This is a genomic window from Micropruina sp., from assembly GCF_047602085.1.
In the GTDB taxonomy this organism is placed as follows: domain Bacteria; phylum Actinomycetota; class Actinomycetes; order Propionibacteriales; family Propionibacteriaceae; genus Micropruina.
This window is the reverse complement of the sequence record NZ_JASGID010000001.1, coordinates 43,225-66,496: the sequence shown is the minus strand read 5'-3', so window position 1 is coordinate 66,496 and position 23,272 is coordinate 43,225. Positions and strand designations below refer to the sequence as shown.

Annotated in this window: 21 protein-coding genes; 9 read left to right on the top strand and 12 right to left on the bottom strand. The window is 67.1% G+C overall.

The window, feature by feature from the left end; genetic code table 11:
* Window positions 1–564 precede the first annotated feature (564 nt).
* Window positions 565–840, top strand: coding sequence for a DUF1540 domain-containing protein (locus QM721_RS00285; RefSeq protein WP_415117817.1), 276 nt, complete (start codon window positions 565–567; stop codon window positions 838–840).
* Here the strand turns inward: QM721_RS00285 and QM721_RS00280 are convergent.
* The 5 genes from QM721_RS00280 to QM721_RS00260 all read right to left on the bottom strand — a co-directional run bounded on the left by QM721_RS00280 (window position 821) and on the right by QM721_RS00260 (window position 8,244).
* On the bottom strand, window positions 821–1,651 hold the full coding sequence (locus tag QM721_RS00280; RefSeq protein ID WP_415117815.1) for a hypothetical protein: 831 nt from the start codon (window positions 1,649–1,651) through the stop codon (window positions 821–823). The two genes, QM721_RS00285 and QM721_RS00280, sit on opposite strands and share 20 nt — an antisense overlap.
* A 279-nt stretch (window positions 1,652–1,930) precedes the next feature.
* Window positions 1,931–4,942: a glycoside hydrolase family 2 TIM barrel-domain containing protein gene (locus tag QM721_RS00275; RefSeq protein ID WP_415117813.1), complete on the bottom strand. Its 3,012-nt coding sequence runs from the start codon at window positions 4,940–4,942 to the stop codon at window positions 1,931–1,933.
* A complete protein-coding gene (locus QM721_RS00270; protein WP_415117811.1) occupies window positions 4,939–5,757 on the bottom strand; it encodes a carbohydrate ABC transporter permease in 819 nt (272 codons plus the stop codon). Before QM721_RS00270 ends, QM721_RS00275 begins: the two co-directional genes overlap by 4 nt.
* Window positions 5,741–6,715 (bottom strand): carbohydrate ABC transporter permease, encoded by a 975-nt coding sequence (locus QM721_RS00265; protein ID WP_415117809.1) that lies wholly within the window; start codon window positions 6,713–6,715, stop codon window positions 5,741–5,743. Before QM721_RS00265 ends, QM721_RS00270 begins: the two co-directional genes overlap by 17 nt.
* Before the next feature lie 209 nt (window positions 6,716–6,924).
* The gene (locus tag QM721_RS00260) at window positions 6,925–8,244 is read right to left on the bottom strand and encodes an ABC transporter substrate-binding protein (RefSeq protein ID WP_415117807.1); all 1,320 of its coding nucleotides are present in this window, start codon (window positions 8,242–8,244) and stop codon (window positions 6,925–6,927) included.
* A gap of 245 nt (window positions 8,245–8,489) precedes the next feature.
* On the opposite strand from QM721_RS00260, the gene QM721_RS00255 reads away from it, so the two are divergent.
* The gene (locus QM721_RS00255) at window positions 8,490–9,518 is read left to right on the top strand and encodes a LacI family DNA-binding transcriptional regulator (protein WP_415117805.1); all 1,029 of its coding nucleotides are present in this window, start codon (window positions 8,490–8,492) and stop codon (window positions 9,516–9,518) included.
* Between the two features lie 127 nt (window positions 9,519–9,645).
* The gene (locus QM721_RS00250; RefSeq protein WP_415117803.1) at window positions 9,646–10,302 is read left to right on the top strand and encodes a SemiSWEET family sugar transporter; all 657 of its coding nucleotides are present in this window, start codon (window positions 9,646–9,648) and stop codon (window positions 10,300–10,302) included.
* Window positions 10,303–10,679: 377 nt separating this feature from the next.
* On the opposite strand, the gene QM721_RS00245 is transcribed toward QM721_RS00250, so the two are convergent.
* Both QM721_RS00245 and QM721_RS00240 read right to left on the bottom strand, forming a co-directional pair.
* Window positions 10,680–11,030 carry a hypothetical protein gene (locus QM721_RS00245; protein ID WP_415117801.1) on the bottom strand — a complete coding sequence of 117 codons (351 nt, stop codon included), beginning with the start codon at window positions 11,028–11,030 and terminating at the stop codon, window positions 10,680–10,682.
* Window positions 11,031–11,074: 44 nt separating this feature from the next.
* A complete protein-coding gene (locus QM721_RS00240; RefSeq protein ID WP_415117799.1) occupies window positions 11,075–12,031 on the bottom strand; it encodes an aldo/keto reductase in 957 nt (318 codons plus the stop codon).
* 151 nt (window positions 12,032–12,182) lie between these two features.
* Between QM721_RS00240 and QM721_RS00235 the strand changes: the two genes are divergently transcribed.
* The 3 genes from QM721_RS00235 (at window position 12,183) to QM721_RS00225 (ending at window position 15,578) form a co-directional block, all read left to right on the top strand.
* Window positions 12,183–14,570 carry a carbon starvation CstA family protein gene (locus QM721_RS00235; protein ID WP_415117797.1) on the top strand — a complete coding sequence of 796 codons (2,388 nt, stop codon included), beginning with the start codon at window positions 12,183–12,185 and terminating at the stop codon, window positions 14,568–14,570.
* Entirely contained in the window at window positions 14,567–14,758 is a 192-nt protein-coding gene (locus tag QM721_RS00230) for a YbdD/YjiX family protein (protein WP_415117795.1), read from the top strand. The genes QM721_RS00235 and QM721_RS00230 overlap by 4 nt, the downstream gene beginning before the upstream one ends.
* Before the next feature lie 385 nt (window positions 14,759–15,143).
* Window positions 15,144–15,578, top strand: a complete 435-nt coding sequence (locus QM721_RS00225) for a phage holin family protein (protein ID WP_415117793.1) — start codon at window positions 15,144–15,146, stop codon at window positions 15,576–15,578.
* 121 nt (window positions 15,579–15,699) lie between these two features.
* Here the strand turns inward: QM721_RS00225 and QM721_RS00220 are convergent, their stop codons facing one another.
* The 4 genes from QM721_RS00220 to QM721_RS00205 form a co-directional block, all read right to left on the bottom strand.
* On the bottom strand, window positions 15,700–16,167 hold the full coding sequence (locus tag QM721_RS00220) for a methylated-DNA--[protein]-cysteine S-methyltransferase (protein WP_415117791.1): 468 nt from the start codon (window positions 16,165–16,167) through the stop codon (window positions 15,700–15,702).
* Window positions 16,164–17,633 (bottom strand): AlkA N-terminal domain-containing protein, encoded by a 1,470-nt coding sequence (locus QM721_RS00215; protein ID WP_415117789.1) that lies wholly within the window; start codon window positions 17,631–17,633, stop codon window positions 16,164–16,166. The genes QM721_RS00220 and QM721_RS00215 overlap by 4 nt, the downstream gene beginning before the upstream one ends.
* A 193-nt stretch (window positions 17,634–17,826) precedes the next feature.
* Complete coding sequence (locus QM721_RS00210; protein ID WP_415117787.1) at window positions 17,827–18,120, bottom strand: DUF1905 domain-containing protein; 294 nt, start codon at window positions 18,118–18,120, stop codon at window positions 17,827–17,829.
* A gap of 65 nt (window positions 18,121–18,185) precedes the next feature.
* Window positions 18,186–18,929: a siderophore-interacting protein gene (locus tag QM721_RS00205; RefSeq protein WP_415117785.1), complete on the bottom strand. Its 744-nt coding sequence runs from the start codon at window positions 18,927–18,929 to the stop codon at window positions 18,186–18,188.
* 357 nt (window positions 18,930–19,286) lie between these two features.
* Between QM721_RS00205 and QM721_RS00200 the strand changes: the two genes are divergently transcribed.
* Both QM721_RS00200 and QM721_RS00195 read left to right on the top strand, forming a co-directional pair.
* A complete protein-coding gene (locus tag QM721_RS00200; RefSeq protein WP_415117783.1) occupies window positions 19,287–19,514 on the top strand; it encodes a hypothetical protein in 228 nt (75 codons plus the stop codon).
* Complete coding sequence (locus tag QM721_RS00195; RefSeq protein ID WP_415117782.1) at window positions 19,507–19,914, top strand: PIN domain-containing protein; 408 nt, start codon at window positions 19,507–19,509, stop codon at window positions 19,912–19,914. The genes QM721_RS00200 and QM721_RS00195 overlap by 8 nt, the downstream gene beginning before the upstream one ends.
* Before the next feature lie 152 nt (window positions 19,915–20,066).
* On the opposite strand, the gene ligD is transcribed toward QM721_RS00195, so the two are convergent.
* The gene (ligD, locus tag QM721_RS00190) at window positions 20,067–22,022 is read right to left on the bottom strand and encodes a non-homologous end-joining DNA ligase (RefSeq protein WP_415117780.1); all 1,956 of its coding nucleotides are present in this window, start codon (window positions 22,020–22,022) and stop codon (window positions 20,067–20,069) included.
* Window positions 22,023–22,379: 357 nt separating this feature from the next.
* On the opposite strand from ligD, the gene QM721_RS00185 reads away from it, so the two are divergent.
* The gene (locus tag QM721_RS00185) at window positions 22,380–23,213 is read left to right on the top strand and encodes a type II CAAX prenyl endopeptidase Rce1 family protein (RefSeq protein WP_415117778.1); all 834 of its coding nucleotides are present in this window, start codon (window positions 22,380–22,382) and stop codon (window positions 23,211–23,213) included.
* Window positions 23,214–23,272 lie beyond the last annotated feature (59 nt).

Sequence of the window (23,272 nt, the reverse complement as noted above, 5' to 3'; positions counted from 1 at the left end):
ACCGCTGGTTGAGCTACGTCGAAACCCCCTTGCCAGCGACTGACCGCGGCTTCGCGCGCGGATCGAGACGGCGGGTCGGCGACTCTCCGCGTCAGCACCCCACGGCACTTCGAGCCCGCCGCGAGACGGGAAGATCGGCAAATCTTCCACCCAGAGGGCGCCCGGGACCTTGACCAGCAAGACCCCCCCCCCCCGGCTTTCCGGGCCGGCACGGCGGCGCTCGCCCACCCCCGTCCAGCCCGGCCGAGCATGGACGGCTGGACGGCTGGACGGCTTGCCATCAGCGCAGCGCGCATCGAGCGCGCGACATGCCGCAAAGTTTATTTACAAAACGCACGTGTTGACATTACTGAGCCATGTTGCAAAACATCCCCACCCAGGGGGCCCGATGGCGTCACCCCTAGCCACAGAGCAGCAGTAGGCACCCATCGCGATTTACGCAAATGTTGTTGAGTGATATTTGTCTACGACTTAGGTAAGGCTAACAATCCTTGTACGACCACAATCATCGGCCTATTCTTTTGGTAATCGACGGCAACGCCCTAACACCGGGAGGTACACAACATGAGCACCGCATCGCTCGTCCAGTCGTGTGGCACGACCACCTGTTCGTTCAACAACGGCGGCTGCACCGCCATCGGCATCACCGTCGGCGGCTCGGGGGCTGCCACCTGCACCACCTTCGTCGCGCTCGACGCCCGCGGCGGACTGTCGTCGGCGACCGGCCAGGTAGGGGCCTGCAAGCGCCTCGAGTGCGTGCACAACACCGATCTGCTCTGCACCGCCGGCGTGATCTCGGTCGGCGACAGCGCCGACTGCCTCAGCTACTCCGCGGGCTGATCGCCGAACTAGCCTCGACGAGCTGGCCGATTCGATCGGCCAGCTCGTCGCTTGCGTCAACGGGCCGGTCGAAGGCCACGAAGTGCACGCACGCGCGGCCCAGGTCGACCGACATGAGGGTGAGGCCGGTGCGATCGACATCGACGCAGAAGACATGCCCCTCGATGTGTGGGCAGGCCGCTTCTTCGCGCACCGACAGCGTGACCCCTGACATCCAGCCGGACGCCGCCGCATACGCCAGCCCGGCGAGTTGGGCCGGCGGAAGCTGGCCGAGCAGATCGCGGGCAGCCCACTCCTGATCGCGGTCGGGGAAGCTGTCGCGACGCTCGGCCACCTCGTCGTAGGCGAACGGCAGCACACCGGCAATGTCGTGCACCAGCACCCGGTCGGTGCGCACAATGCCGATGCGGCCACCGGGTGCGGTGGCGAGTTCGACCAACTGCGGGTCGAGGGCGGCCTGGCTGAGGTAGTCCGCCACCAGGTCGGGGGCCAACCATTCCAGTTCACCCAGCAGGTGCACGGCACAGGCGGTGATCCGCACCTCCCACTCGGGAGCCTCCTTCACCACGTCGACCCGCACCCGCAGCGGAGTGGAGTGCCACATCGTCGCGGGAATCTCACGATCGGTCAGACAGGCCACCACCAGGTCGCCATGTGCGCTCATACCATGGCTCAACGCTCCGGCTTCGACCAGCGGTGCGAGATCGTAGGCGACCAGCGAGGCACGTCCGGCCCCGGCCAGCAGCCGGCGCGCAAGCGAGAGCGACCGTTGGCGCAGCGTGTCGGTCTGCTCGGCGTTGGTGGAATGCACATGCCCCCCTGGTCTCGGCCAGAACGATTTCAGTAAGGCGAGCCTAACCTAAATCATCCGCAAGCCAAGGGGGATCCCACTTTCGGTGCTCGGCTTCGCCCGGCAACGGGGTGCTGGGCCGCCGGCGGCGGAAGCACCGCCGATCTTCGCCGGGTTCAGCGGGCCACCCTGGTGGCGTCCCGGATGGGGTTTCGTCGACCGCCGGCGCGTTGAACCAACCGGAACCGTCCCCTGAACCAACGGAACCGTCCCCTGAACCAACAGAACCGTCCCGATGGTTCAGCGGACGCCCTCGAAGCCGAAGGTGAACACCAACTCCTGACCCGCCGGCAGCCGGTATTCGGGGTGCGCGCGGGCCCCCCACGAGTTGTCGCCGGCGACGCCTCGGCGCATCAGCGCGGGGCGCAGCACCGTGTGGTGAATCGGCGGCAACTCGTTGGGGTGGGCGGCGTTCTCGATCTCGAACGGCGTCCACGGCAGCGCCGAGAACTCCATGCCTCCCGGGCAGTCGAACCGCAACCCGAGCCCGCGGTCGTTGGTCACGGCGGCCCAGCGCACCCCGGTGTGGCTGCCCGCCTCTTGCGGACGTACGTAGGGCGTCAACTGGTCGCGCACCTCACCGCTGTAGACCCCGAGCCGGGCCCCGCCGCGACGATCGACGGAGCACTCCTGCGGCCCCTCGCCATACCAGGTGAGCCGGTGCAGGTCGGCGTCGGCGGTGAACAACATGCCGAACTCGGGCGGATCGCCCAGCCCCGCCCCTGGCGAGGCCGTCACCGTCACCGTCACGTGCCCGTCGCCGCGCACCCGGTAGGCCACCTCGCAGCGTCCAACCGGCGTGGTCGGCAGCAGGTAGGCGTAGCGCACCTCGACCACGTCGCCGGCCACACTCACTAGCGGGCCGGACGCCTCGGGGTCGGGCTTGGCGTAGCGGCTGGCCAGCAGCCACTGGCCGTCCTCGAACGGCATGCCCCAGCCCCTCTCGTTCGAGGTGGGCGCGTGCCAGAAGTTCACCCGCGGCGGCGCCTGCAACAACTCGTTGCCACCGTCGGGGGTGAACCCGAAGCGGTACGACACCAGCCCGCCGTGCAGCTTGCTGAACAGGGCCGAGAAATGCCTGCCGCGCACGCCGACATTGTGAATGCCGTCGATCAACTCCGGCGCCGCGCCGCGGACGACGGCCGCTACCCCTGCCACCGCGAACACTTCCTGCTGGTAGGCAACCTCGTACCCGGCCGGCGCCCAGGCCGTGGCCGCGGGCAACCGAAACGACACCTCGACGGTGTATTCGCCAGGCCGTTTTGGCAGTGCGAAAGGCAGCGGGTAGCGGGCGGAGGCGCCGGGCGCCACGTCGGTGTCGACCACACCCCCGCCCAGGACGACCCCCTCGCGGGCCAGGCTCACCACGCACTCGTAGTCGGACGATGCGGTGAACAGCAGCCGGTTCGTCACCTCGAAGTCGACCGCCGTCACCGCGATGACAAAGCCCTGGTACAGGTACTTCACCTCCTGCAGCTTCGGCGTCGGCGAATGGTCGGCGAATACGATGCCGTTGGCGCTGAACTCGTAGTCGGACGGAGCCTCGCCGCAGTCGCCGCCATAGCCGAAATAGGGCGTGCCGTAGCGGTCGGTCAGCGCGATGGCCTGGTCGGCGAAGTCCCAGATGAACCCACCCTGGAACAGCGGCTCACGGTAGGCCAGGTCGACGTAGCGCTCGACCGCGCCGAAGGAATTGCCCATGGCGTGGGCGAACTCGCACAGAATGAACGGCCGGTCGCGGTGCGTGGCCAGATAGCCCTCGACCTCGCGAGCCGGTGTGTACATCTCGCTGCGCACGTCACTGGTCTGCGGAAAGCGCTCGTCGTGATGCACACCCTCGTAGTGCACCGGACGGCTGTCGTGAGCCCGAAAGTAGTCGCTGACGGCCAGTATGTTGGTGCCGCCGTAGGACTCGTTGCCACACGACCAGATCACCACCGACGGGTGGTTCTTGTCGCGCTGCAACAGGTTGGCCGCCCGGTCGAGCAGCACCGGCCGCCATTCCTCACGATCGCCCGGCACCAGTTGGTCCAGCGTGATCCGGCCGCGCCACAGGGCGTCCCAGTGCCCGTGCGATTCGAGGTTGATCTCATCGATCACGTACAGCCCGTAGCGGTCGCACAACTCGTAGAAGTGGGAGTTGTTCGGGTAGTGACTGGTGCGTACCGCGTTGACCCCGGCCGCCTTGAGCAGCCGAATGTCGGCCTCAGTTCGCTCGCGCGACACCACCCGGCCGTTCAGCCCGAACTCATGCCGGTTGACCCCCTTGAACACGATCCGCTGCCCGTTGATCGCCAGCAGCCCGTTCTCGATGCCGAACCGCCGCACGCCGACCGGCTGCACGATCACCTCGGCCACCGCCCCGGCGGTATCGAGCACCTCGAGCACCAGCTCGTACAGGTGCGGATGCTCCGCGCTCCACAGCCGAGGCTGCACCAGGCGCACCGACAGCGAGCCGTCGGCCGCCTCGCTCAACGCGCCGACGCCCTCGAGGTGAGCCCGGACGCTGCCTGCGCCCTGAAGCGCGACCGACACCGTCAACTCGGCCGAGTTCAGGTCGCCGGCGACCTCGGTGCTCACCCGCAGGTCTTCGGCGTGGGCGACCGGACGCCGGTACAGCACCACGTCACGAAACAGCCCCGAGAACCGGTAGAAGTCCTGGTCTTCGATCCACGAGCCCGAGGTCCACTTGAACACCTGTGCGGCCAGCTTGTTCTCCCCTGGCACCAGGGCGTCGGTCAGGTCGAACTCCGAGGGTGTGAACGAGTCGGCGCCGAACCCGAGGTAGTGGCCGTTGAGCCACACCGCCACCGCGCTCTCGGCACCCTTGAACGACACGCTGACCCGCTCACCCTCGGCCATCGGGTGGTTGAGGCAGAACCAGGTCACATAGCTGCCCACCGGGTTGAACAGCCGCGGCACCTCGCCCGGCTCGACCCTCTCGTGACCGTCCCACGGGTACTGCACGTTGACGTACTGGGGCCGGTCGTAGCCCTGCAATTGCAGATGCCCGGGCACCGCGATGTCGTCCCAGCCCGAACAGTCGTAGTCGAGCGCCTCGAAGCCCGGCAGCACCGCCGCCGGGTTCTTGGCGTAGTGAAACTTCCACACCCCGTTCAGGCTCTGCTCGAAGCTGCTGACCCCCTGCGCCGCCTCGTCGGCGGATGCGAACCAGCGGTGGTCCGAGTGCGGCGCCAGCCGGTTCTCGGCGAAATAGGTGGGCTCAGCGATGCGCGCTGAATCGAAACTCACTTGATTGCTCCTGTAATTCCCTGGGCGAAGCTGCGCTGCAGCACGAGAAAGATCACCATCGTGGGCAGTGACGTGATCAGCACGGCGAGCATCAGCACGCCGTAGTCGGTGACATAACCGGCCCGCAGGTTGGCGATCAGCATGGGCATGGTCTGGTATTCGCTCTTGACCAGGATGACCTTCGGCCACAGGAAGTTGTTCCAAGCCGCCATGAAGGTGATCACCGCCGCGGCCGCGTAGGTCGACTTCATGGTGGGGAGGAAGATCCGAAAGAAGATGGTCAGCTCGTTCAGCCCGTCGATGCGGGCGGCTTCGATGATCTCATGTGGGAACGATCGCGACGCCTGTCGAAACAGCAGCACCAGAAACGGCGTGGCGATCGCCGGCAGGACCACGGCGATGGTCGTGTTGGTCAACCCGAACGTGGCGAACATGCGGAACAGCGGAATCATCGTGGCGGCGAACGGGACCATCATGGCCAGCAGCATGACGCTCATCAGCCGGTCCTTACCCCGGGAGTGGAACACCTCGAAACCGTAACCGGCGATCGAGCAGACCAGCAGCGCCAGCACCGTGGTGACCACCGCGTTGACCGTGGAATTCCACATCGCCGCGCCGACGTCTTGCGCCCCGACCAGTCGGTTGAAGTTGTCGATCAGGGCGTTGCCGGGCAGCAGGCGCGAGTTGAGCACGTCCGCGGTGGTGTTGGTGGCCGAGACGGCCATGTAGTACAGCGGCCCGACCGACACGAAAGCCGCGACGGCCAGGAACAGATAGCCCGGAAGACCGCGCAGCGCCTTAATCACGCTTGTCACCCACCTTCATCTGAATCGCTGCGAGCAGCGCCACCATGATCAGAATCACGTACGAGATGGCTGCCCCATACCCGATGTTCGAGCTCTTCTGAAAGGTCAGTTCATACAGGTAGTGCGACATCGTCATCGAGGTGTAGGCCGGCCCGCCCTGGGTGAGATTCCACGACTCGTCGAACATCTGAATGGTGCCGTTGGTCGACATGATCGCGGTGAGCAGAATCATCGGCCGCAACTGGGGCACGGTCACGTACCAGAAGGTGCGCCATGAACCCGCGCCGTCGATTCGGGCGGCCTCGATGGTCGAGTAGTCGAGGTTCTGCAGGGCGGCCAGGTAGAACACCATGTTGTAGCCGGTCCAGCGCCAGAGCAGGCCCAGAATGATCACCAGCCGTGCGGTGCCGGTCTGGCCCAGCCAGTTGATCGGCGAGTCGATGAAGTGCAGCGCCAACAATGCATCGTTGACCAGGCCGTCGGTGGCGAACATGGTGCGAAAGACCAGCGAATACGACACCAGCGACACCGCGCACGGCAGAAAGATCGCGGTGCGCCACAAGCCGCGCAGGCGCAGGTTGGGCGCGTTCAGCAGGTTGGCCAAGATCAGAGCCAGCACCAGCATGATCGGCACCTGAACGATCAGGTAGATGAAGGTGTTGACGACGGTCAGCTTGAAGATCTCGTCGTCGAACAGCCGGGCGTAGTTGTACCACAGCGGGTTCGCCCAGGTCAGCCGGGCACCTCGTCCGGTCTGCAGCGAGAGCAGCAACGCCTCGAACATGGGCCAGAAGTTCATCCAGCCGATCAGCACCGCGGCCGGCAGCAGAAACCACCAGCCGGTCAGGTTGCGGCGCTGCTCGATGCCGAAACGCCGGCTGCGGCGGTTGGGCCGACGATCGGACGGTGCGACGCTGTCGTCGCGCGGCGTGGCCTGCGGACGCGCGGGTCTGGCCGAAGTTGCCATCGGGTTTCCCATCTCTAGCCGAGTCGCAGCGGCGGCCGGGCGCCCCGGCCACCGCTGGCCCGTTCGGGACTGGACTACTAAAGGGAGTGCTGATTTTCGTTGGTCGAGCCTGTCGAGACCGCAGGCATAGTGCCCTGGCAAGGGGTTTCGACAGGCTCAACCAGCGGTGGTCGCGTTGATCAGTGCTTCCCTCTATAGGTGCGACGAGGTCACTTCATCGCGAACTCGACGGTCTTCTGCGCCTCGTCGAGCGCCTTGGCCGGATCTTCGCCGTTCATGATCTTGGTGATCGCGGCGCTCACCGCGTCACGGCCCTCGTAGTAGTAGGCGCCGGTGTTGTTCGCGGGCACCTGCTTGGAGAAGCCGACCACCTTGCTGAACACCGGCTGGTCGTTGAAGAAAGGCTGCGGCTGCTGGTAGACGGCGCTGTCGGCCATCGGCAGCCAGTTCGCCAGCGCGCCAGAGCTGGGCAGGATGGTCTCGTAGAGTTCCTTCGAACCGGCGAAGGTCTTGGCCAGGAAGTCGGCCGCCAGCTCTTTGTTGGCGTTGGGGCTGATCGCCCAGGACGAGCCGCCATTGGCCGAGAAGTTGGTCGCGTTCGGCACCGAGTCGAACTTGGGCAGGTTGGTGATCGCCCACTTGCCCTTCTGCGCCTTGGCGCTCTGAATCGAACCGAGAATCCAGACACCGTTGATGGTGCCGGCAACGCTCGAGTTCACGAAGCTGCCCACATACTCATCCCAACTGTTGACTTCGACCAGCACGCCTGCCTTGACCAGTTGCTGGTACATCTCGATCGACTTCAGCAGCGCCTCGTTGTTGGTGATGGTCGGGTTGCCCTGATCGTCGAACAGACTGGCGCCCGCGCTCTGCAGCATCATCGTGATCAAGTCGGACGACCCGGCCTGGCCAGACAGCAGCGGCTTGCCGGTTTTGGCCTTGACCTGCTTGGCCTTGGTCAGAAAGTCGCTCCATGTGATGTCGGTGAAGTCATCAATGGTCAGGCCGGCCTCTTTCAGCACGTCGGTGCGTAGCGCGGTGATGGCGGTGCCGTTGTCGAAGGGCACGCCGTAGTTCTTGCCGTCGACGGTGGAGTACGCGGTGACCCCGGTGGGGAACTGGCTGTAGTCGACAGCCGAGGTCGAGAAGTCGGCAAACAACTCGGGGTAGTTGATCACGTTCTTCTGAAAGGCGTTGTTCTGCACCAAAAAGATATCGGGCAGTTGGCTGGTCTCCTTCGACTGGGCCAGGGTGGTCAGCTTGGTCTGCAGGTCGTCCCAGGGGGTCTCGACGACATTGACCTTCACGTCGGGGTTGTCCTTGGCGTAGATCTTGGCCGCTTCTTTCATCGCGTAGATGTTGAAGGTCGGATCCCAGCACCACACGGTGAGGGTGCCGGTCTTGGGCCCGCTGGACGCCACCGTGGTGGCCGCCGGGCTGGTGGCGGGAGTGCCGCCACTGCAGGCCGCGATGCCCAGGCTGAGCAACGCGGTGATCGCCACGGTGGCGATCGTTGAGAACTTGTTCATCTGGGTGCGATTCCTTCTTTGGTCGCGGTGGTGTACCGAAATCCCGGGTCGGTGCTTCCCGTCAAGGGCTCCGTCGCCCTTGGTGAATCACTCTTACTCAGCGGCTTAATGTTTACGTTAACGTAGCAGTCGCCGCGGCCACTGTCACGCAATTTTGAGCCAGAACTCCACGAAATATTCGACGTCGCGGAGCCGGTCAGGCATCGGCATGGTGACGTAGCCATGACACCGGCTAGCATCGACCCATGGCCAGCAATCCGCGCCGGGGACGACGCAAGACGGGCCCGTCTATCGAAGACGTCGCGCGGCTGGCCGGAGTCTCGGCACAGACCGTGTCGCGGGTGTCGACTGGTGCAGACCCGGTGCGAGAAGAGACCCGGGCCAGGGTGCTCGACGCGATGGACCAGCTTGGGTATTCGCCCAATCGCGCGGCCCGAGCCTTGCGCAACGGGTCGTTCGGCACCATCGGCGTGGTCGCCCACCGGTTCGAACGAACCGGCGAGGCCCTCACCACTGAGGCCGTGGTCGAGGCCGCCGAGGCTCAGGATCTCTCGGTGACCCTGCTCAATGTGGCCCGCCCCGTCGAGAGCCAGTGGCGCGATGCGGTGTTCCGGCTTTCGCACCAGGCGATCGACGCTCTGGTGATCATTCGAGCCGAACAGGTCGCCCCCGAAACGTTGGCGCTGCCGGCGAGCCTGGCCGTTGCGGTGTCCGACTCGCGACTGATCGGCCACTACCCCGCGGTGGTCTCCGATCAGGGTCAGGGCACTCGTGACGCGATGCGTCACCTGCTCGGCCTGGGCCACCGCACGGTGCACCACCTCGCCGGGCCGGCCGACTCCGAGCCGGCCCTGGTGCGGGCGGCCACCTGGCGGCGCAGCCTCGAAGAACAGGGGCTGGTCGTGCCCGCGCTGTGGCAGGGCGACTGGACGGCGCGCTCCGGTTACCAGCTCGGGCAGCAACTGGCCCGCGAGCAGTCGATCACCGCGGTGTACTGCGCGAACGACGAGATGGCGTTCGGGCTGATCCGCGCGCTGCACGAACAGGGCTTGCGGGTACCGCAGGATGTTTCGGTGCTGGGTTTCGACGACATCGCCCTGAGCGGGTACTCCTCACCCCCCCTGACCACGGTGAAGCAGGACTTCCACCAGATCGGTCACGAGCTCGTCAGGCTGGTGCTCGACCAGTTGCGCTCGCGCGTCTCGGGGCGCGCCCGGGTGACGGTTCCGACCGAACTGATCGTGCGTGAGACCACTGCCCCACCGGGGCGGTGAATACCGCTCCCCTGGCCTCACCCCTCGCCCAACTCTGGCACACTGGGCGTCGCGTCCCGGCCCTGCTGGGAGCCGCCTTCCCCGGCCCCTCATGGCCACCCCCCAACCGCAAGGAGTCGGGTCAGCAGTGTCGTTGGTCGAGATCATCGGCTGGTCGGCCACCGCCGTGGGTGCTCTGCTGTCACTGCCGCAACTGGTGCGGCTGCGGCGCACCCGCAACCTCGACGGCTTGTCGCTGGTCGCCTGGCGGGCGATGCTGGTGCTCAACCTCAGTTGGCTGGCGCACGGGGTGCACATCGGGCAGCCCCCGCAGATCGTGACCAACGCGGTGGCCCTGGGCATCACCCTGCCGCTGCTGGTGATGCTGACCCGCTCGCTGCACCTGTCGCTGCCGCGCGTGCTGGCACTGCCCTTGGCCGCCAGCGCCGCGATCATCGCGATCGACCTATCTCTCGGGTCACTGGCTTTCGGCATCGTGGCGATGATTCCCGGGCTGTTGTTCAACCTCGGCCAGAGCGTCGAACTGGTGCGGGCCCCGCTGATCGACGGGGTCGCTCCCCTGTTCTTGGCACTCGCCTGCCTGAACCAGTGCCTGTGGCTCACCTGGGCCGTGCTGGTGCACGACCCGGGAACGATTCTGGCCTGCGCGCTGACCCTCACCATGACCGGGTTCAACCTAACCTGGTTCGCGCTGCGTCGGCTGGGCCTGCGGGCACTGTTCATTCGGGCACCCGGCGCCTTGCCCGAGTCTGAGGCCGCCGAGCCCGACCTCGCCCGGGGCTGATCATTGACGGAAGCGCTCTGCTGCCGTTGAACTGCTCACGGCTACGTGAGTGCATGCCTCAGCGCTGAGGCTGACAGCCCGGAACAATCGGCTCGGGCCGGCATAGGTGCATGGCCGTTGCAACCCGGTCGGCGCAAAGTGCGGCCCGGTTCGACACGGCCGGGGGCACGCGGCGATGTGTGAGTTATCACGACGGCCCGGGCCCACCAGGCAACCGCACGCGCCGAAAAGCGCGTTATGCCGGTCACCGCGGCACCCCATAACGCTCGTCTCTCCGCGCCAGCCGCCAACCGCGGCGAAGGCACCCATCAAAACTCGTGTTTCTCGGCGAACACCTCACCGTGCGGGCGGGTCCGCATGTCCGGCTGGCCGGCCCCTCAGTCGTCCTGCCCGCGGACGAGGTGCAGGCTGGCCAGCAGGTCCTTGTGCAACTGCATCCAGGCCAGTGCCAGTTCGTGCGCCACCCCGTGCAAGGTGTTCAACGCCCTGAACCGACGATGCCCCTCAACGATCGCTTCGCGCACCCCGTGCAGCTCGAGTTCGATCGCCAACTGCCGTTCTTTCTTGCCCCTGACCCGATCGGTGAGCGACCAGGTCTCGCCGAGGTAGTCGTGGCGCATCACCCAGCCGTAGGCCCGGACATCGAGCAAGTGCTCGGCGAAAACCGCCGACGGCAGGCCGAACCGGGAGGCGCTCGCCCGGGTGGAAGGAGCGCCCAGCACCCGCACGCCGGGCAGGCTGAGCAGCGCCTGGTCGACGCGCCCGCCGACGTTCAGGCGAACGTGGCGTACGAGAAGGCTTCCAAAGGGCGCAGTTCGCTCAACGCGTCCAGGTCGCTCCCGGACGGCTGCCACAGCCCCGCCTCGACGTTGGACGCGATCTGTTCGGGACGAGTGGCTCCGCAGATCACGCTGGCCACCGCCGGCTGGGCGGCCAGCCCGCCGATGGCCAGGGTGAGCAGCGAGATGCCGCGGGCGTCCGCGAAGCCCCGCAGCGCGTCGATGCGGTTCCAGTCGGCACCGGCCAGCCGGTTCGCCTGCCCGGCCAGCCGCGAGCCGGCCGGGGCGTCCTCGCCACGGCGGTACTTGCCGGTGAGCAGGCCGTAGGCCAGCGGAAAATACGGCAGGATTCCGACCCCGAAGCGCTCGCAGGCCGGCACCAGCTCGGCCTCGGCCGAGCGGTTGTAGAGCGAGTACTCGTTCTGCGCCGAGATGAACCGGCAGAAGCCGCGGTCGCGCGCCAGCCAGTCAGCATCGGCCACCTGCCACGCCCGCAGGTTCGACGAGCCGAGGTAGCGCACCTTGCCCTCGGTGACCAGTTCGCTCAACGCGGCCAAGGTCTCGTCGAGTGGCGTGATCGGGTCGGGCCGGTGCAGTTGATACAGGTCGATGTAGTCGGTGCCGAGGCGGCGCAGGCTGGCCTCAACCGCCCGTCGCACGTAACGCCGGGAGCCGTGGGCTCCGAAGTGTTCGGCGTCGTGGTCGCCCATGCCGAATTTGGTGGCCACGATCACGTCTTCACGACGCTTGCCCAGCGCCCGTCCGAGTAGTTCTTCGCTGGCCCCGTCGGCGTAGGAGTCGGCGGTGTCGAACAACGTGATGCCGTGCTCGATGGCGGCGTCGACCACGGCGGCGGTCTGGTCGGCGTCGATGCGGGCACCGAAGGCATTGCAGCCCACCCCGACCACCGACACCATCAGGCCGCTGTTACCAAGAGGCGAATAGCGCATGGTTCATTCATACACCGCGCCCCGCACAGCCTCGGCCGACCGTCCACGCCGGTGATCGCCGCCTGAGCTTGCGCACTCAACGCCAGCAAAACGCTGTCGCCGCGATCGTGGCAGCACTATGCTCGCAACACACCTCACTGTGGAGGCCACAATGACCGTCGAGACCCGTCCCCCTCTACCCAGCTACTCCGAGGACGAAGCGGAACAGATCGTCCGCAACCGGCGCGGCACACCCGTGGCGCTGCACCCGAAAGGACGCTGGACACCGCTGAAGATCGCCCTGTGGGTGGTGATCTCACTGCTCGGCGCGATCGCCTGGACGACGCTCGCCCTGGTCCGCGGCGAACAGGTGAACACCATCTGGTTCGTGGTAGCCGCGATCTGCACCTACCTGATCGGCTACCGCTTCTACGCGCTCTTCGTACAACGCACGGTGATGCGTCCCGACGACACCAACGCCACTCCGGCCGAACGCGTCAACAACGGCACCGACTTCGACCCGACCCACCGGGTTGTGCTCTATGGCCACCACTTCGCCGCCATCGCCGGCGCCGGTCCCCTGGTCGGGCCCGTGCTGGCCGCCCAGATGGGCTACCTGCCCGGCACCATGTGGATCATCTTCGGCGTGATCGTCGCCGGCGGCATTCAAGACATGCTGGTGCTGTTCTACTCGATGCGCCGCGGCGGCCGCTCGCTCGGCCAGATGGCGCGCGACGAGATCGGCCCGGTCGGCGGCACCATCGCCCTGATTGTCGTGTTCGCGATGCTGATGATCGTGCTCGCCGTGCTGGCCATGGTGTGCGTCAACGCGTTGGCCGAAAGCCCATGGGGGGTGTTCGCCGTCGGCTGCACCATCCCGATCGCACTGCTGATGGGGCTGTGGCTGCGCTACATCCAGCCCGGCAAGATCACCCAGGTCTCGGTGGTCGGCTTCGTGTTGCTGATCGCCGCGATCGTCGGAGGCCGCTGGGTGGCAGAGAGCCCGCTCGGCGCCTACCTGCACTTGTCGCCCACCGCACTGGTGTGGGCCATGGTGATCTACGGCTTCGCCGCGGCCGTGCTGCCGGTGTGGCTGCTGCTCACCCCCCGCGACTACCTCTCGACCTTCATGAAGGTTGGCACCATCGTGGTGCTTGCTGTCGGCATCATTTTGGTTCGGCCGATCGCCCAGATGCCGGCCTTCACCAACTTCGCGTTCAACACCGCCGGGCCTGTCTTCGCCGGCGCGCTGTTCCCGTTCTTGTTCATCACCATCGCCTGCGGCGCCCTGTCGGGCATGCACGCGATGGTCTCCTCCGGCACCACGCCGAAGATGATCCAGAAAGAATCCCAGGCTCGGTTCATCGGCTACGGCGGCATGCTGATGGAGTCCTTCGTCGCGGTCGCCGCCCTGGCTGCAGCGGTCAGCTTGAACCAGGGCGTCTACTTCGCGATGAACATGTCACCGGCCGCGATCAACGCCGCGGCCGGCACGTCCATCAGCACCACCTCGACCGGCCCCGAGAAGGCCGAGGCGGCCACCACGGCGGTCGGCAAGCTTGCAGTCAACCCTGACGGCAGCCAGGTGGTGCCCGAATGGCGGGTGATCAACCCCGACGGCACCGAGCGGTTGATCACCGGCGCGTCCGCCCTCGAAGAGGTCGCAACCGACGTCGGCGAGGCGTCCGTGGTGTCGCGCACCGGCGGCGCCCCCACCCTGGCGGTCGGCATGGCGGCGATCCTGCACCGCATTCCGATCATCGGCGGCACCGGAATGATGGGCTTCTGGTACCACTTCGCGATCATGTTCGAAGCGCTCTTCATCTTGTCGGCGGTGGACGCCGTGACCAGAGTGGCCCGCTTCCAATTGTCGGACGCCATCGGCAACTGGGTGCCCCGATTCGCCAACCCGTCGTGGCGGGTCGGCTCATGGCTCACCACCGCGATCGTGGTGGCCGCCTGGGGATCTCTGCTGCTGATGGGCGTCACCGACCCGCGTGGCGGCATCCAGACGCTCTACCCTCTGTTCGGCATCGCGAACCAGTTGATCGCAGCGGTCGCCCTGACCGTGGTGACCGTGATGGTGGTCCGCAAGGGTTATCTGAAGTGGGTGTGGATTCCGCTGCTGCCGCTGGTCATCGACGTCGCGACCACCTTTACGGCGTCCTGGCAGAAGATCTTCTCCAATGATCCGGCGCTCGGCTACTGGCAGCAATACGCCGATGCCCAGGCCAAGCTGGGTTCGGGCACCCTGGACGCCGCGAGTCTCGCCATTCAGCAGGCGGTCGCTCGCAACACGTTCATCCAGGGCACGCTGTCGATCCTGTTCGTCACCTCGGTGGCGCTGGTGCTGGTGGCGGCCGGCGTCCGGGTTGCCACGACGATCCGCGACCACGACGCCAGCACGTCGGAGGACCCGCACCAAGAGTCGAATTTCTACGCGCCGTCGCACCTGATCGCGCAGCCGTTGGAGCGCAAGGTCGAGGCCGAGTACGCGGTCGTCGGCGACCCGGCACTGCTGGCCGGGCACGGCCAGAAACCGACCAAGGAAACGTCGTGAACGGGCTGGTCCACGGTTGGCGGGCGCTGCGCTGGTTCACCGCAGAGGTGCTGGGCGACTCCGGCTATGACCGCTATGTCGCCCGGCACCGGCTGGAGCACCCCGATCATCCGCCGCTGGACTCCCGGACCTGGTGGCGGCAGCGGGCCGACGACGCTGAACGTCAGGTGCAGACCGGCTGCTGCTAGCGAGGCGCTGATTTTTCGTTGGTCGAGCTTGTCGAGACCTCAAACAGGGTGCGCTCACTAGGGGTTTCGAGAAGCTCAACCAACGGTGGACGCAGTGATCAGTACTTCCCTTGTCGAGGCCTCAGATGTACCCCGCTGGCAAATTGCTTCGAGGTAGCTCGACCAGGGGTGGTTGCGATGATCAGCACGTACCCAGCGGGGCGGGGGTCGGTCCAGCCGGTGGCCCCGGCCGACGATGGCGTCCATCGCACAAGTCGGGCAGCAACCGTCCGGCGGCGATCGCCGGTTTGGCGCCCAGCCCGACGCGGCACACTAACCGGTGAGAATCGGCTGAGGTTGCGTTCGGCGCGTTGCTGCGGTCCGTTCGTGGTGAGAGTCTTGCTCCATGATTCGCGCCCTGCTCAACTTCGGCATCAGTCTCGTGCTCGCGGCAATCGCGTTGCTGATCGTGGCCGGCACCGTTTCCGGTGTCACCCTCAACGCCTCCGGCTACGTGGTCGCGGCGCTGGTGTTCGCCGTGGCCCAGACTGTGCTGTCGCCCTTCGTGTTCAACATGGCGCGCAAGTACGCCTCGGCCGTGCTCGGCGGCATCGGCATCGTGTCGTGCATGCTCGCGCTCTGGATTGCCACGCTGTTCCCCGGGGGCCTGACCATCGACGGCATAGGCGCCTGGATTCAATCGGCCCTGATCGTCTGGTTGGTCACTGCCCTGGGCGGCTGGTTCCTCGGCTGGCTGGTGATCAAGAAGTGGTGGACGAAGCGCCAGGAAGACAAGCGGATCGAATCCCTGGCCGCGCGAAAGGCCGCTTCGGCTGGGTGAAACTTCTTCAAGGGGAAAGCCGATTTTGGCTGGTCGAGACCTCGCAGAAAGTGCTCTCACTAGGGATTTCGACACGCTCAACCAACGCTGCCTGCGTGAAGAGATTCCGCACCTTCTCGGCTCAGGGCAACCGGTGTTGGGCCACACTCTCATGGTTGAGCAGCCACCGCTTGCGGTGCAGCCCCCCGGCATAGCCGGTGAGGGTGCCCGAGGCCCCGATCACTCGATGGCAGGGCACCACGATGGCGAGCGGGTTGCGGCCGTTGGCCAGCCCCACCGCACGCGCCGCCGCCGGCTGCCCGATGCGCCGGGCCAGTTCGCCGTAGCTGGTCGTGCGGCCATAGGGAATCTCGCTGAGCGCGGCCCACACCCGGCGCTGAAAGACCGTGCCAGCGGGGTTGAGCCGCAGGTCGAAACGGGTGCGCGCGCCATCGAAGTACTCACGCAATTGTTCGGCGGCCGCGTCCGAGGCTGCCGAGCGCGGCGCGGGCACGTCCGGGTCGCCGAACAGCACCGAGGTGACGGCTCCGGCCTGATCGACCCGAACCGTGATCGGGCCGAGCGGGCTGTCGATGGTGGTGCTGTTCACGATGCCTCCGGCAACTGGTTGATCGGGTGGGGCAGGGTTGCCCACAGATATTGGGCGGCGTAGCTGCGCCAGGGTCGCCAGCGCCGCGCCGTGGCCGTCAGGTCGCTGATGCCGAGCCCGACGGCGGCGCGGACGATGCCCAAATCGCGCGACGGGAGGGCGTCCGGATCGCCCAGCGAGCGCATGGCGACCAGTTCGACCGTCCACTCACCGATACCCGGCATGGACGCCAGGCGAACCCGGGCCTCGGCACGGTCGGCGCCAGGCCCCAGGTCGAGCTCGCCGTGGGTCAGTGCGGCAGCCAGCCTGATCAGCGTTTCGGCCCGCCGGCGGGGGCCGGGCAGGTCGCCGGGTGTGAGCGTGGCGAGCATCGCCGGCTGCGGGAACAGATGGGTGAGCCCGCCGACCGGATCGTGCACCGGGGTGCCGAAGCGCTGCACCAGTCGCGCGGTCTGGGTGCGGGCCGCGGCGGTCGACACCTGCTGGCCGAGCACCGCCCGCAGGGCGAACTCGGCACCGTCGGTAGTGCGGGGCACGCGTCGTCCGGGGGCTGCGGCAACCAGGGGCGCAAGGGTGGCGTCTGCGCCGAACACCTCGGCGACGGCGACCGGGTCGGCGTCCAGGTCGAGCAGCCGGCGGCAGCGCGCGATGACCGGGGTGAGGTCGCGCGGATCGCTCAGCCAGACGGTGGCGGCGACATGGTCGGCGCGGGGGGCAAGCGCGACGATGCCCGGCCCGTTGGGCAGGGCCAGCGTGCGCCGGTAGGCGCCGTCGCGCCACTCCTCGACGCCCGGCACTGCAGTCGCTACCAGGTGACCGAACAGATTGCTCGCCTCGAACGGACGACGCAGCGGCAGCCGCAACTCGATTGCGGCCAGACCGTCACGCCCGCAGTCGGGCGAACGGCGCAGCCGGGCCCGCAACTCGCCGGGGGTGAGCGCGTAGGTCGATCGCACGGCGTCGTTGAACGAGCGCACCGAGCCAAAGCCGGCGGCGAACGCGACCTCACCCACCTGCATCGTGGTGGTCTCGAGCAGCACCCGGGCGGTGTGTGCGCGCTGTGCCCGGGCCAGGGCAAGCGGCGAGGCGCCCAGCTCGTCGGCCAGCACCCGCTGCAACTGGCGCACCGAGTAGCCGAGCCGAGCGGCGAGGCCGGTGACTCCTTCGCGATCGACCAAACCGTCACCGATCAGGCGGACGGCTCGCGCGGCCGCGTCGGCGCGCACGTCCCACTCAGCGGAGCCGGGCACCGCGTCGGGGCGGCAGCGTCGGCAGGCCCGATAGCCGGCGTTCTGAGCCGCGGCGGCGGTGGCGTAGAACGTCGTGTTCTCGGGTCGCGGGGTGAGCGCCGGGCAACTCGGCCGGCAATAGATGCCGGTACTGCGCACCGCGGTGAAGAACTCGCCGTCGAAGCGGGCGTCACGGCTGGCGACGGCCCGCAGGCAGGCCTCCCGGTTCGTGATCACGTCTTCATCATGAAGGCCGTCGCCGACAGAACCTAGCAAGAATGCGACATGACGCTGGACGCCTGGTGGCCGGCGATCGCCTCGGCCGGGTCACGACCTGTGGCACCGCCGGTCGGGTGGTCGAACCAGTAGGGGCAGAGGCCAGCGGTATGGGCGTTCCCGCCATCGGCCCCGTCCCGTGAAGCCGGGCGGGTCACAGCCTGAGCACCTTCAGCGTCACCGCGACCGGGCTGTCGACGGCCAGCGCCTCGGCCCGCCGCACGGCGTCCTTGACCGGCAGCAGGTAGCCGCCGTCCTTGGCGAACAGCGAGGTGGCCCAGGTGATGCGCCCGATGGTGGCCTCGACCGGGATCATCCCCCAGCCGTAGGTGACCGCCCGCGCCAGCGCGGCCACCTCGGACGCCACCCAGTCAGGCAGCGCCACGAAGTGATAAGGCGCCGGCCCGCGCCACTCGGTCACCACCCCGTCGAAGTCGAACTCAACCACGTCGGCAGTGTGCCACCGCGTTGACCGGCCTGCTCGCGCAGTGCGAACCGTTCCCGCGTTTCAGTTCAGCCGGTCGGCTTACCCCTGGTCCAGTACCCCATCGCGTGCCCGTCGCGCTTGCCGGCTCCGGTCGCCTCGCGCAGCAGCGCTTTGATCGCGCGGGTCTGGGCCGTGTCGACGCAGACCCAGCCGTACCAGCCGCGCACGTCGCCCAGTTCGGCGCCGACGACCTCGGCGAGCCGCTCGTGCAGCACCCACGAAGCATGCAGCCGCGGATGATCAGCCAGCGGCAGGTCGTCGTCGCCGTCGTGCTGACGACCCAGCCACAGCCTGATCGGCAGGCCGGACGGCAGCGTGGGCAGAATGCTGTTGACCGCCGGAAGGGACGCCGGGTCGGCCACCATCACGAACCCGGGTGGTGGCGGGTCGGGCATCGCATACTCGCTGTTCGCGCTCACCAGCACCGACACCTGCAACGTGGCGCCAGGTTGCGCGGTGCGGGCGAAGTCCATCGCGTAGCCGCTGTCGTGCAGGGCGAAGTCGAGGGCGAAAGTGCCGGCCGACGCCTCGGGGTCGACCACCGTGTAAGCGCGCTGAAACAGCCGTCCGGGGCCCGGAAACCAGACCCGAATCCACATGCTCGGGTAGTACCGATGAGCGGCCAACAGATCGGGCGCACTGAACCAGAGCCGCCGGTAGTGCGGGCCCAGGTCGCGGACGCCGGTCAGGGTGATCGTGTAGTCGCGCGACCGGTAGGCCCGCATGATGACGCCCTGAATGCCCTTGCCCAGCGTCGCCGCCTCGCCCATTGCCACCCCTTCTGCTCCAGCACGCCTGCTCCCGCACTCGCCGATTCGTCGCCGGTCAGGCTGTCGAGCAGATGGAGTTGGCTCCAGACCTGGGTCTCGACAAGGCATCCTGTGGAGCACGCTCGTCCGCAAATACTTAGGTATGCCTCACCTAAGTATGGCCCGGCCTGGCCGTGGCGTCGAGGTCGTCCAGGCGCAGCGCCCCGGGGAACGTTGATCGTCACAACCACCGCTGGTTGAGCCTGTCGAAACCCCTCACTACCGGCGCCACCTCCGAGGTCTCGACAAGCTCAGCCATCGAGGATCGGCACCTTCCGATAGACTCGTGTAGCACTGATTCGGCGTTACACTGATTCAATGGCGAACCTGACCATCACCGTGGACGACGCGACCCTGAAGCGCGCCCGTCAGCGAGCTCTGGAACGCAACGAGTCCGTGAACGCCTACTTGGCTGACGTGCTCCGTCGCTACGCCGGATCGGCCGATTCGACGATGGACGACGTCATCGCCCTGGCCCGCGCCAGCGAGGCCGGTTCGGCCGGCACCGGGCGCACCTGGACCCGGGACGAGCTTCATCGTGGCTGAGGTATTCCTCGACACGAATGTGCTGGTCTACGCGTTCGACACCGCCGACCGCGAGAAGCAGGCGCGAGCATTGGCGGTCCTCGCCCAGCACCCCGACGCGACGATCAGCACACAGGTCCTCCTGGAGTGGTTCGCCGCCGTGACCCGCAAACTCACCCCGCCGATGCCTCCTGCGACCGCTCAGAAGAGCCTGGAATCCCTCGCGAAGCTGTCGGTGGCTACGACCGATGCCGAACTCGTCGTGCGGGCAGCACAGACCTCGGTGGAGCATCAGCTGTCGATCTGGGATGCAATGGTGATCGAAGCCGCAGCCATCGCCGGCTGCCGCGTCCTGCTGTCGGAGGATCTGAACGACGGTCAGGTGATCCGCGGCGTCCGCGTCCAGAACCCGTTTACCTAAAGAAGCGCTGATTTCCGCCGGTCGAGCTTGTCGAGACCTCGAACGAGCTTGTCGAGACCTCGAACGGGGTTTCGACAAGCTCAACCAGCGGTGGTTGCGTTGATCAGCGCTTCTCCGCTGGCCGGTTTCGACCCGCTCGATCGACGCATGCGTCAGTCGTCGTCGGGCAGGGTGATGTCCTCGACCGTCTTGTCCGGACGCCAGCCGCGCCAGACCGGCATCCTCAGGCGTCCGGCCTGGGTCCAGACGCCGTAACTCACCTCGCCGACCAGGACCGGCTCGACCCAATGGGCGGTCTTGCGTTCGAGTGCCGGCACGTCCTCGACCTCGGTGCCGGACGTCTCGATCTCGGAGAGCACCAGCTTGGTGTCGGCCAGGTCCTTGTCGGTGAAGCCCGATCCGACCCGTCCCACGTAGCTCAGCCGGTCGCCGTCCGGCACCGCCATCAGCAGGGCGCCGATCGTACGGGCCCGGGAGTTCTCCCCCGGCAGCCAGCCGATGATCACCACCTGCTGGGTCAGGATGTGCTTGATCTTGATCCAGGTGCGGGCGCGGCGTCCGGGCTGGTAAATGCTGTCGGCGCGCTTGGCCACCACGCCTTCGAGGCCCAGTTCGGCGCTGATCGCCAAGGCCTCGTCGGCGTCCGTGCCGAGCGGGATGCTCAGTTGGACGCGGGCGGTGCCGTCGCCGACCAACTCGGCCAGCTGCCGCCTCCGTTCGGTGTAGGACTGCTGCAGCAGCGAGCGACCGTCCAGGTGCAGCAGGTCGAAGGCAAGGTAGTGCGCCTCGCCACGGTGCAGCGCCCGGTTCTGCAAACGTTCGAAACTGGACCGGCCGGACTCGTCGAGCAGCACCACCTCGCCGTCGACCACCGCGTCGTGACCGGCGAACACGGTGCCGAGTTCGGCCAGTTCCGGGAAATCCTTGGTCAGGTCGAGCCCGCGGCGACTGGTCAGGGTCACCGCTCCGCCACTGACCGAGGCGACCGCCCGGTAGCCGTCCCACTTGATCTCGAACACCCAGCCGTCCCCCTGGACGTCGGCCGCCGTCCCCGCGGTCGCCAGCATCGGGGCGACCATCGGCAGCTCGTGTTCACCTCCCCCAATCGGACCCGTCGAAACCTCTCCACCGTCGGTCGAGCTTGTCGACACCCCGTCACCACCATCGGTCTCGACAAGCTCGACCAGCGGCGGGGAAGCTGTGCCGGCAAGGTCGTCCGACGATCGGTGGTCGAGCGCCGCCATCACGTCGCCCGTGCTCTGGATCCGCTCCAGCACCTCGTGGAAGTCCAGTTGCCGCAGGCCGGTGTCGAGCTCGTCCCAGCGACGCGGGCAGGCCACCGTCGGACGGGCCCGTCCGCGCAACGAGTACGGCGCGATCGTCGTCTTCGCCGAGCTGTTCTGGCTCCAGTCCAACAGCACCTTCCCGGTGCGCAGGGCCCGCTTCATGTCGCTGACGACGAGTCCCGGATGCATCGCCTCCAGCGAGCGGGCCAGCTCCCGGGCCCATCCGGACGCCTCGTGCGAGCTCATCGAGCCGTCCAGCGCGGCGTACAGGTGAATGCCCTTGCTGCCACTGGTCACCGGGACGGAGGGGAAGCCGACACCGTCCAGCACCTCGCGCAACAGGTGGGCGACCTCGACACACTGCTCGAGCCCGGCACCCTCACCAGGATCGAGGTCGAGCACCAGCCGGTCGGGCGGCTGCGGCCGGTCGCCTCGCACCGTCCACTGCGGGACGTGCAACTCGAGCGTGGCCAGCTGGGCCAGCCAGACCAGGGTCGCCGGGTCGTCGATCAGCGGGTACAGGTTGTCGCCCTCACTGTGCTCGATGCTGAAGGTGTGCACCCAGTCGGGGGTCGATTTGGCGTCCAGGTTCTTGTGGAAGAACGGCCGCTGCGGGTGTTCCGGGGTTCCGACGCCGTTGGGCCAGCGCTTCCGAGTAGCCGGGCGCCGCCGCGCGTGCGGCACGAAGAGCGGCGCGATCGCCTGGTAGTAGGCGATCACCTCACCCTTGGTGGTGCCCGTCTCGGGGTAGAGCACCTTGTCGAGGTTGGTCACCTTGACCAGGCGTCCGTCCACCTCCAGCGGCTGTACCGGCTGAGCCATGCGTCACAGTCTGGCAGCGGCTCTGGTTGCCCCGGCAGGGTGCGCGCCGATCGGCCGGGCCTTGACACTGACCGATACTGAAAGCCAGCCCCGCTCGCCTGCTGAGGAAGCGCCGATTTTCGCTGGTCGAGTCTGCCGAGACCTCAAGCACAGCGCCCCCACTAGGGGTTTCGACAAGCTCAACCAACGATCAACGCTTCGCCGGTCGAGTCTGCCGAGACCCCAACCACAGTGCCCCCACTAGGGGTTTCGACAAGCTCAACCAACGGTGATTGCGTTGATCGGCGCATCCCAAACGGAAGCAGTCAGACACCTCGACGCGCCGCGACCAGGCTGGCCGCGTGGAAAACTCTCCTCATGCCGCGCAGCGACCGGGAGTTTGTCAAGGACTCGACCTGGGCGACCCTGCCCGCGGTGCTGCTGGGTCTCGCGGCGATCTATCTGCTGGTCTTCCACCAGCACACCATCGGATATTTTCTGCTGGCCTGCGGCATTTTCGCCGCGTGGCTGTGCGACGTCACCACCCTGTCGGAAGGCCTCGTGGCAGACCTGACCGCGGTGGCGACCGGCATCGCGATACTGAGCCTGTCTGACCTATCCGCCGACCTGTCCGATGCCGGCATGCTGCGCTTCACGATCGTGCTCACCGCGGCCGTGGCCGTGCCCTACGCGCTGCTGCGCTGGGCGTTCCGGCGTGATCCGGTGGTCTTTCCCTGGGGCGGCTGGCGCTGGAACCGCGCCCAGTGGACCTATCTGGGCGCCGTGGTCGTGGTGGGGTACCTGGTGCTGCCCTGGTATTTCATCAGCACCGGCGTCTACCGCAACTGGCCGGCGATCCACGACCGCGATCAGGTGCTGCGACTGTTCATCGGGGTGAACGCGGTGGGCATCTGGGACGAACTGTTCTTCGTCTGCACGGTGTTCGCACTGTACCGGCGGCACTTCAAGCTATGGCAGGCGAACCTGCTGCAGGCAATGGTATTCGTGCCGTTCCTGTGGGAGTTGGGCTACCAGTCGTGGGGGCCGCTGCTGACCATTCCGTTCGTCCTGGTGCAGGGCGCCATTTTTCAGTTGACCAAGAACCTGGCATACGTGATCACCGTGCACCTGCTCTTCGACCTGGTGGTCTTTCTGGTGCTGCTGCACGGCCACAACCCCGACTGGCCGCACATCTTCATCACGGTCGGCTAGGAAGCGCGGATCTTCGCTGGTCGAGCTTGTCGAGACCTCGGCCATCACGCTGCGGCAAG

Bases quoted from the DNA above. Each gene is read 5' to 3' on its own strand.
- QM721_RS00285 (WP_415117817.1), top strand. From the start codon at position 565: ATGAGCACCGCATCGCTCGTCCAGTCGTGTGGCACGACCACCTGTTCG.
- QM721_RS00265 (WP_415117809.1), bottom strand. From the start codon at position 6,715: ATGGCAACTTCGGCCAGACCCGCGCGTCCGCAGGCCACGCCGCGCGAC.
- QM721_RS00260 (WP_415117807.1), bottom strand. From the start codon at position 8,244: ATGAACAAGTTCTCAACGATCGCCACCGTGGCGATCACCGCGTTGCTC.
- QM721_RS00255 (WP_415117805.1), top strand. From the start codon at position 8,490: ATGGCCAGCAATCCGCGCCGGGGACGACGCAAGACGGGCCCGTCTATC.
- QM721_RS00240 (WP_415117799.1), bottom strand. From the start codon at position 12,031: ATGCGCTATTCGCCTCTTGGTAACAGCGGCCTGATGGTGTCGGTGGTC.
- QM721_RS00235 (WP_415117797.1), top strand. From the start codon at position 12,183: ATGACCGTCGAGACCCGTCCCCCTCTACCCAGCTACTCCGAGGACGAA.
- QM721_RS00225 (WP_415117793.1), top strand. From the start codon at position 15,144: ATGATTCGCGCCCTGCTCAACTTCGGCATCAGTCTCGTGCTCGCGGCA.
- QM721_RS00205 (WP_415117785.1), bottom strand. From the start codon at position 18,929: ATGGGCGAGGCGGCGACGCTGGGCAAGGGCATTCAGGGCGTCATCATG.
- QM721_RS00200 (WP_415117783.1), top strand. From the start codon at position 19,287: ATGGCGAACCTGACCATCACCGTGGACGACGCGACCCTGAAGCGCGCC.
- ligD (WP_415117780.1), bottom strand. From the start codon at position 22,022: ATGGCTCAGCCGGTACAGCCGCTGGAGGTGGACGGACGCCTGGTCAAG.
- QM721_RS00185 (WP_415117778.1), top strand. From the start codon at position 22,380: ATGCCGCGCAGCGACCGGGAGTTTGTCAAGGACTCGACCTGGGCGACC.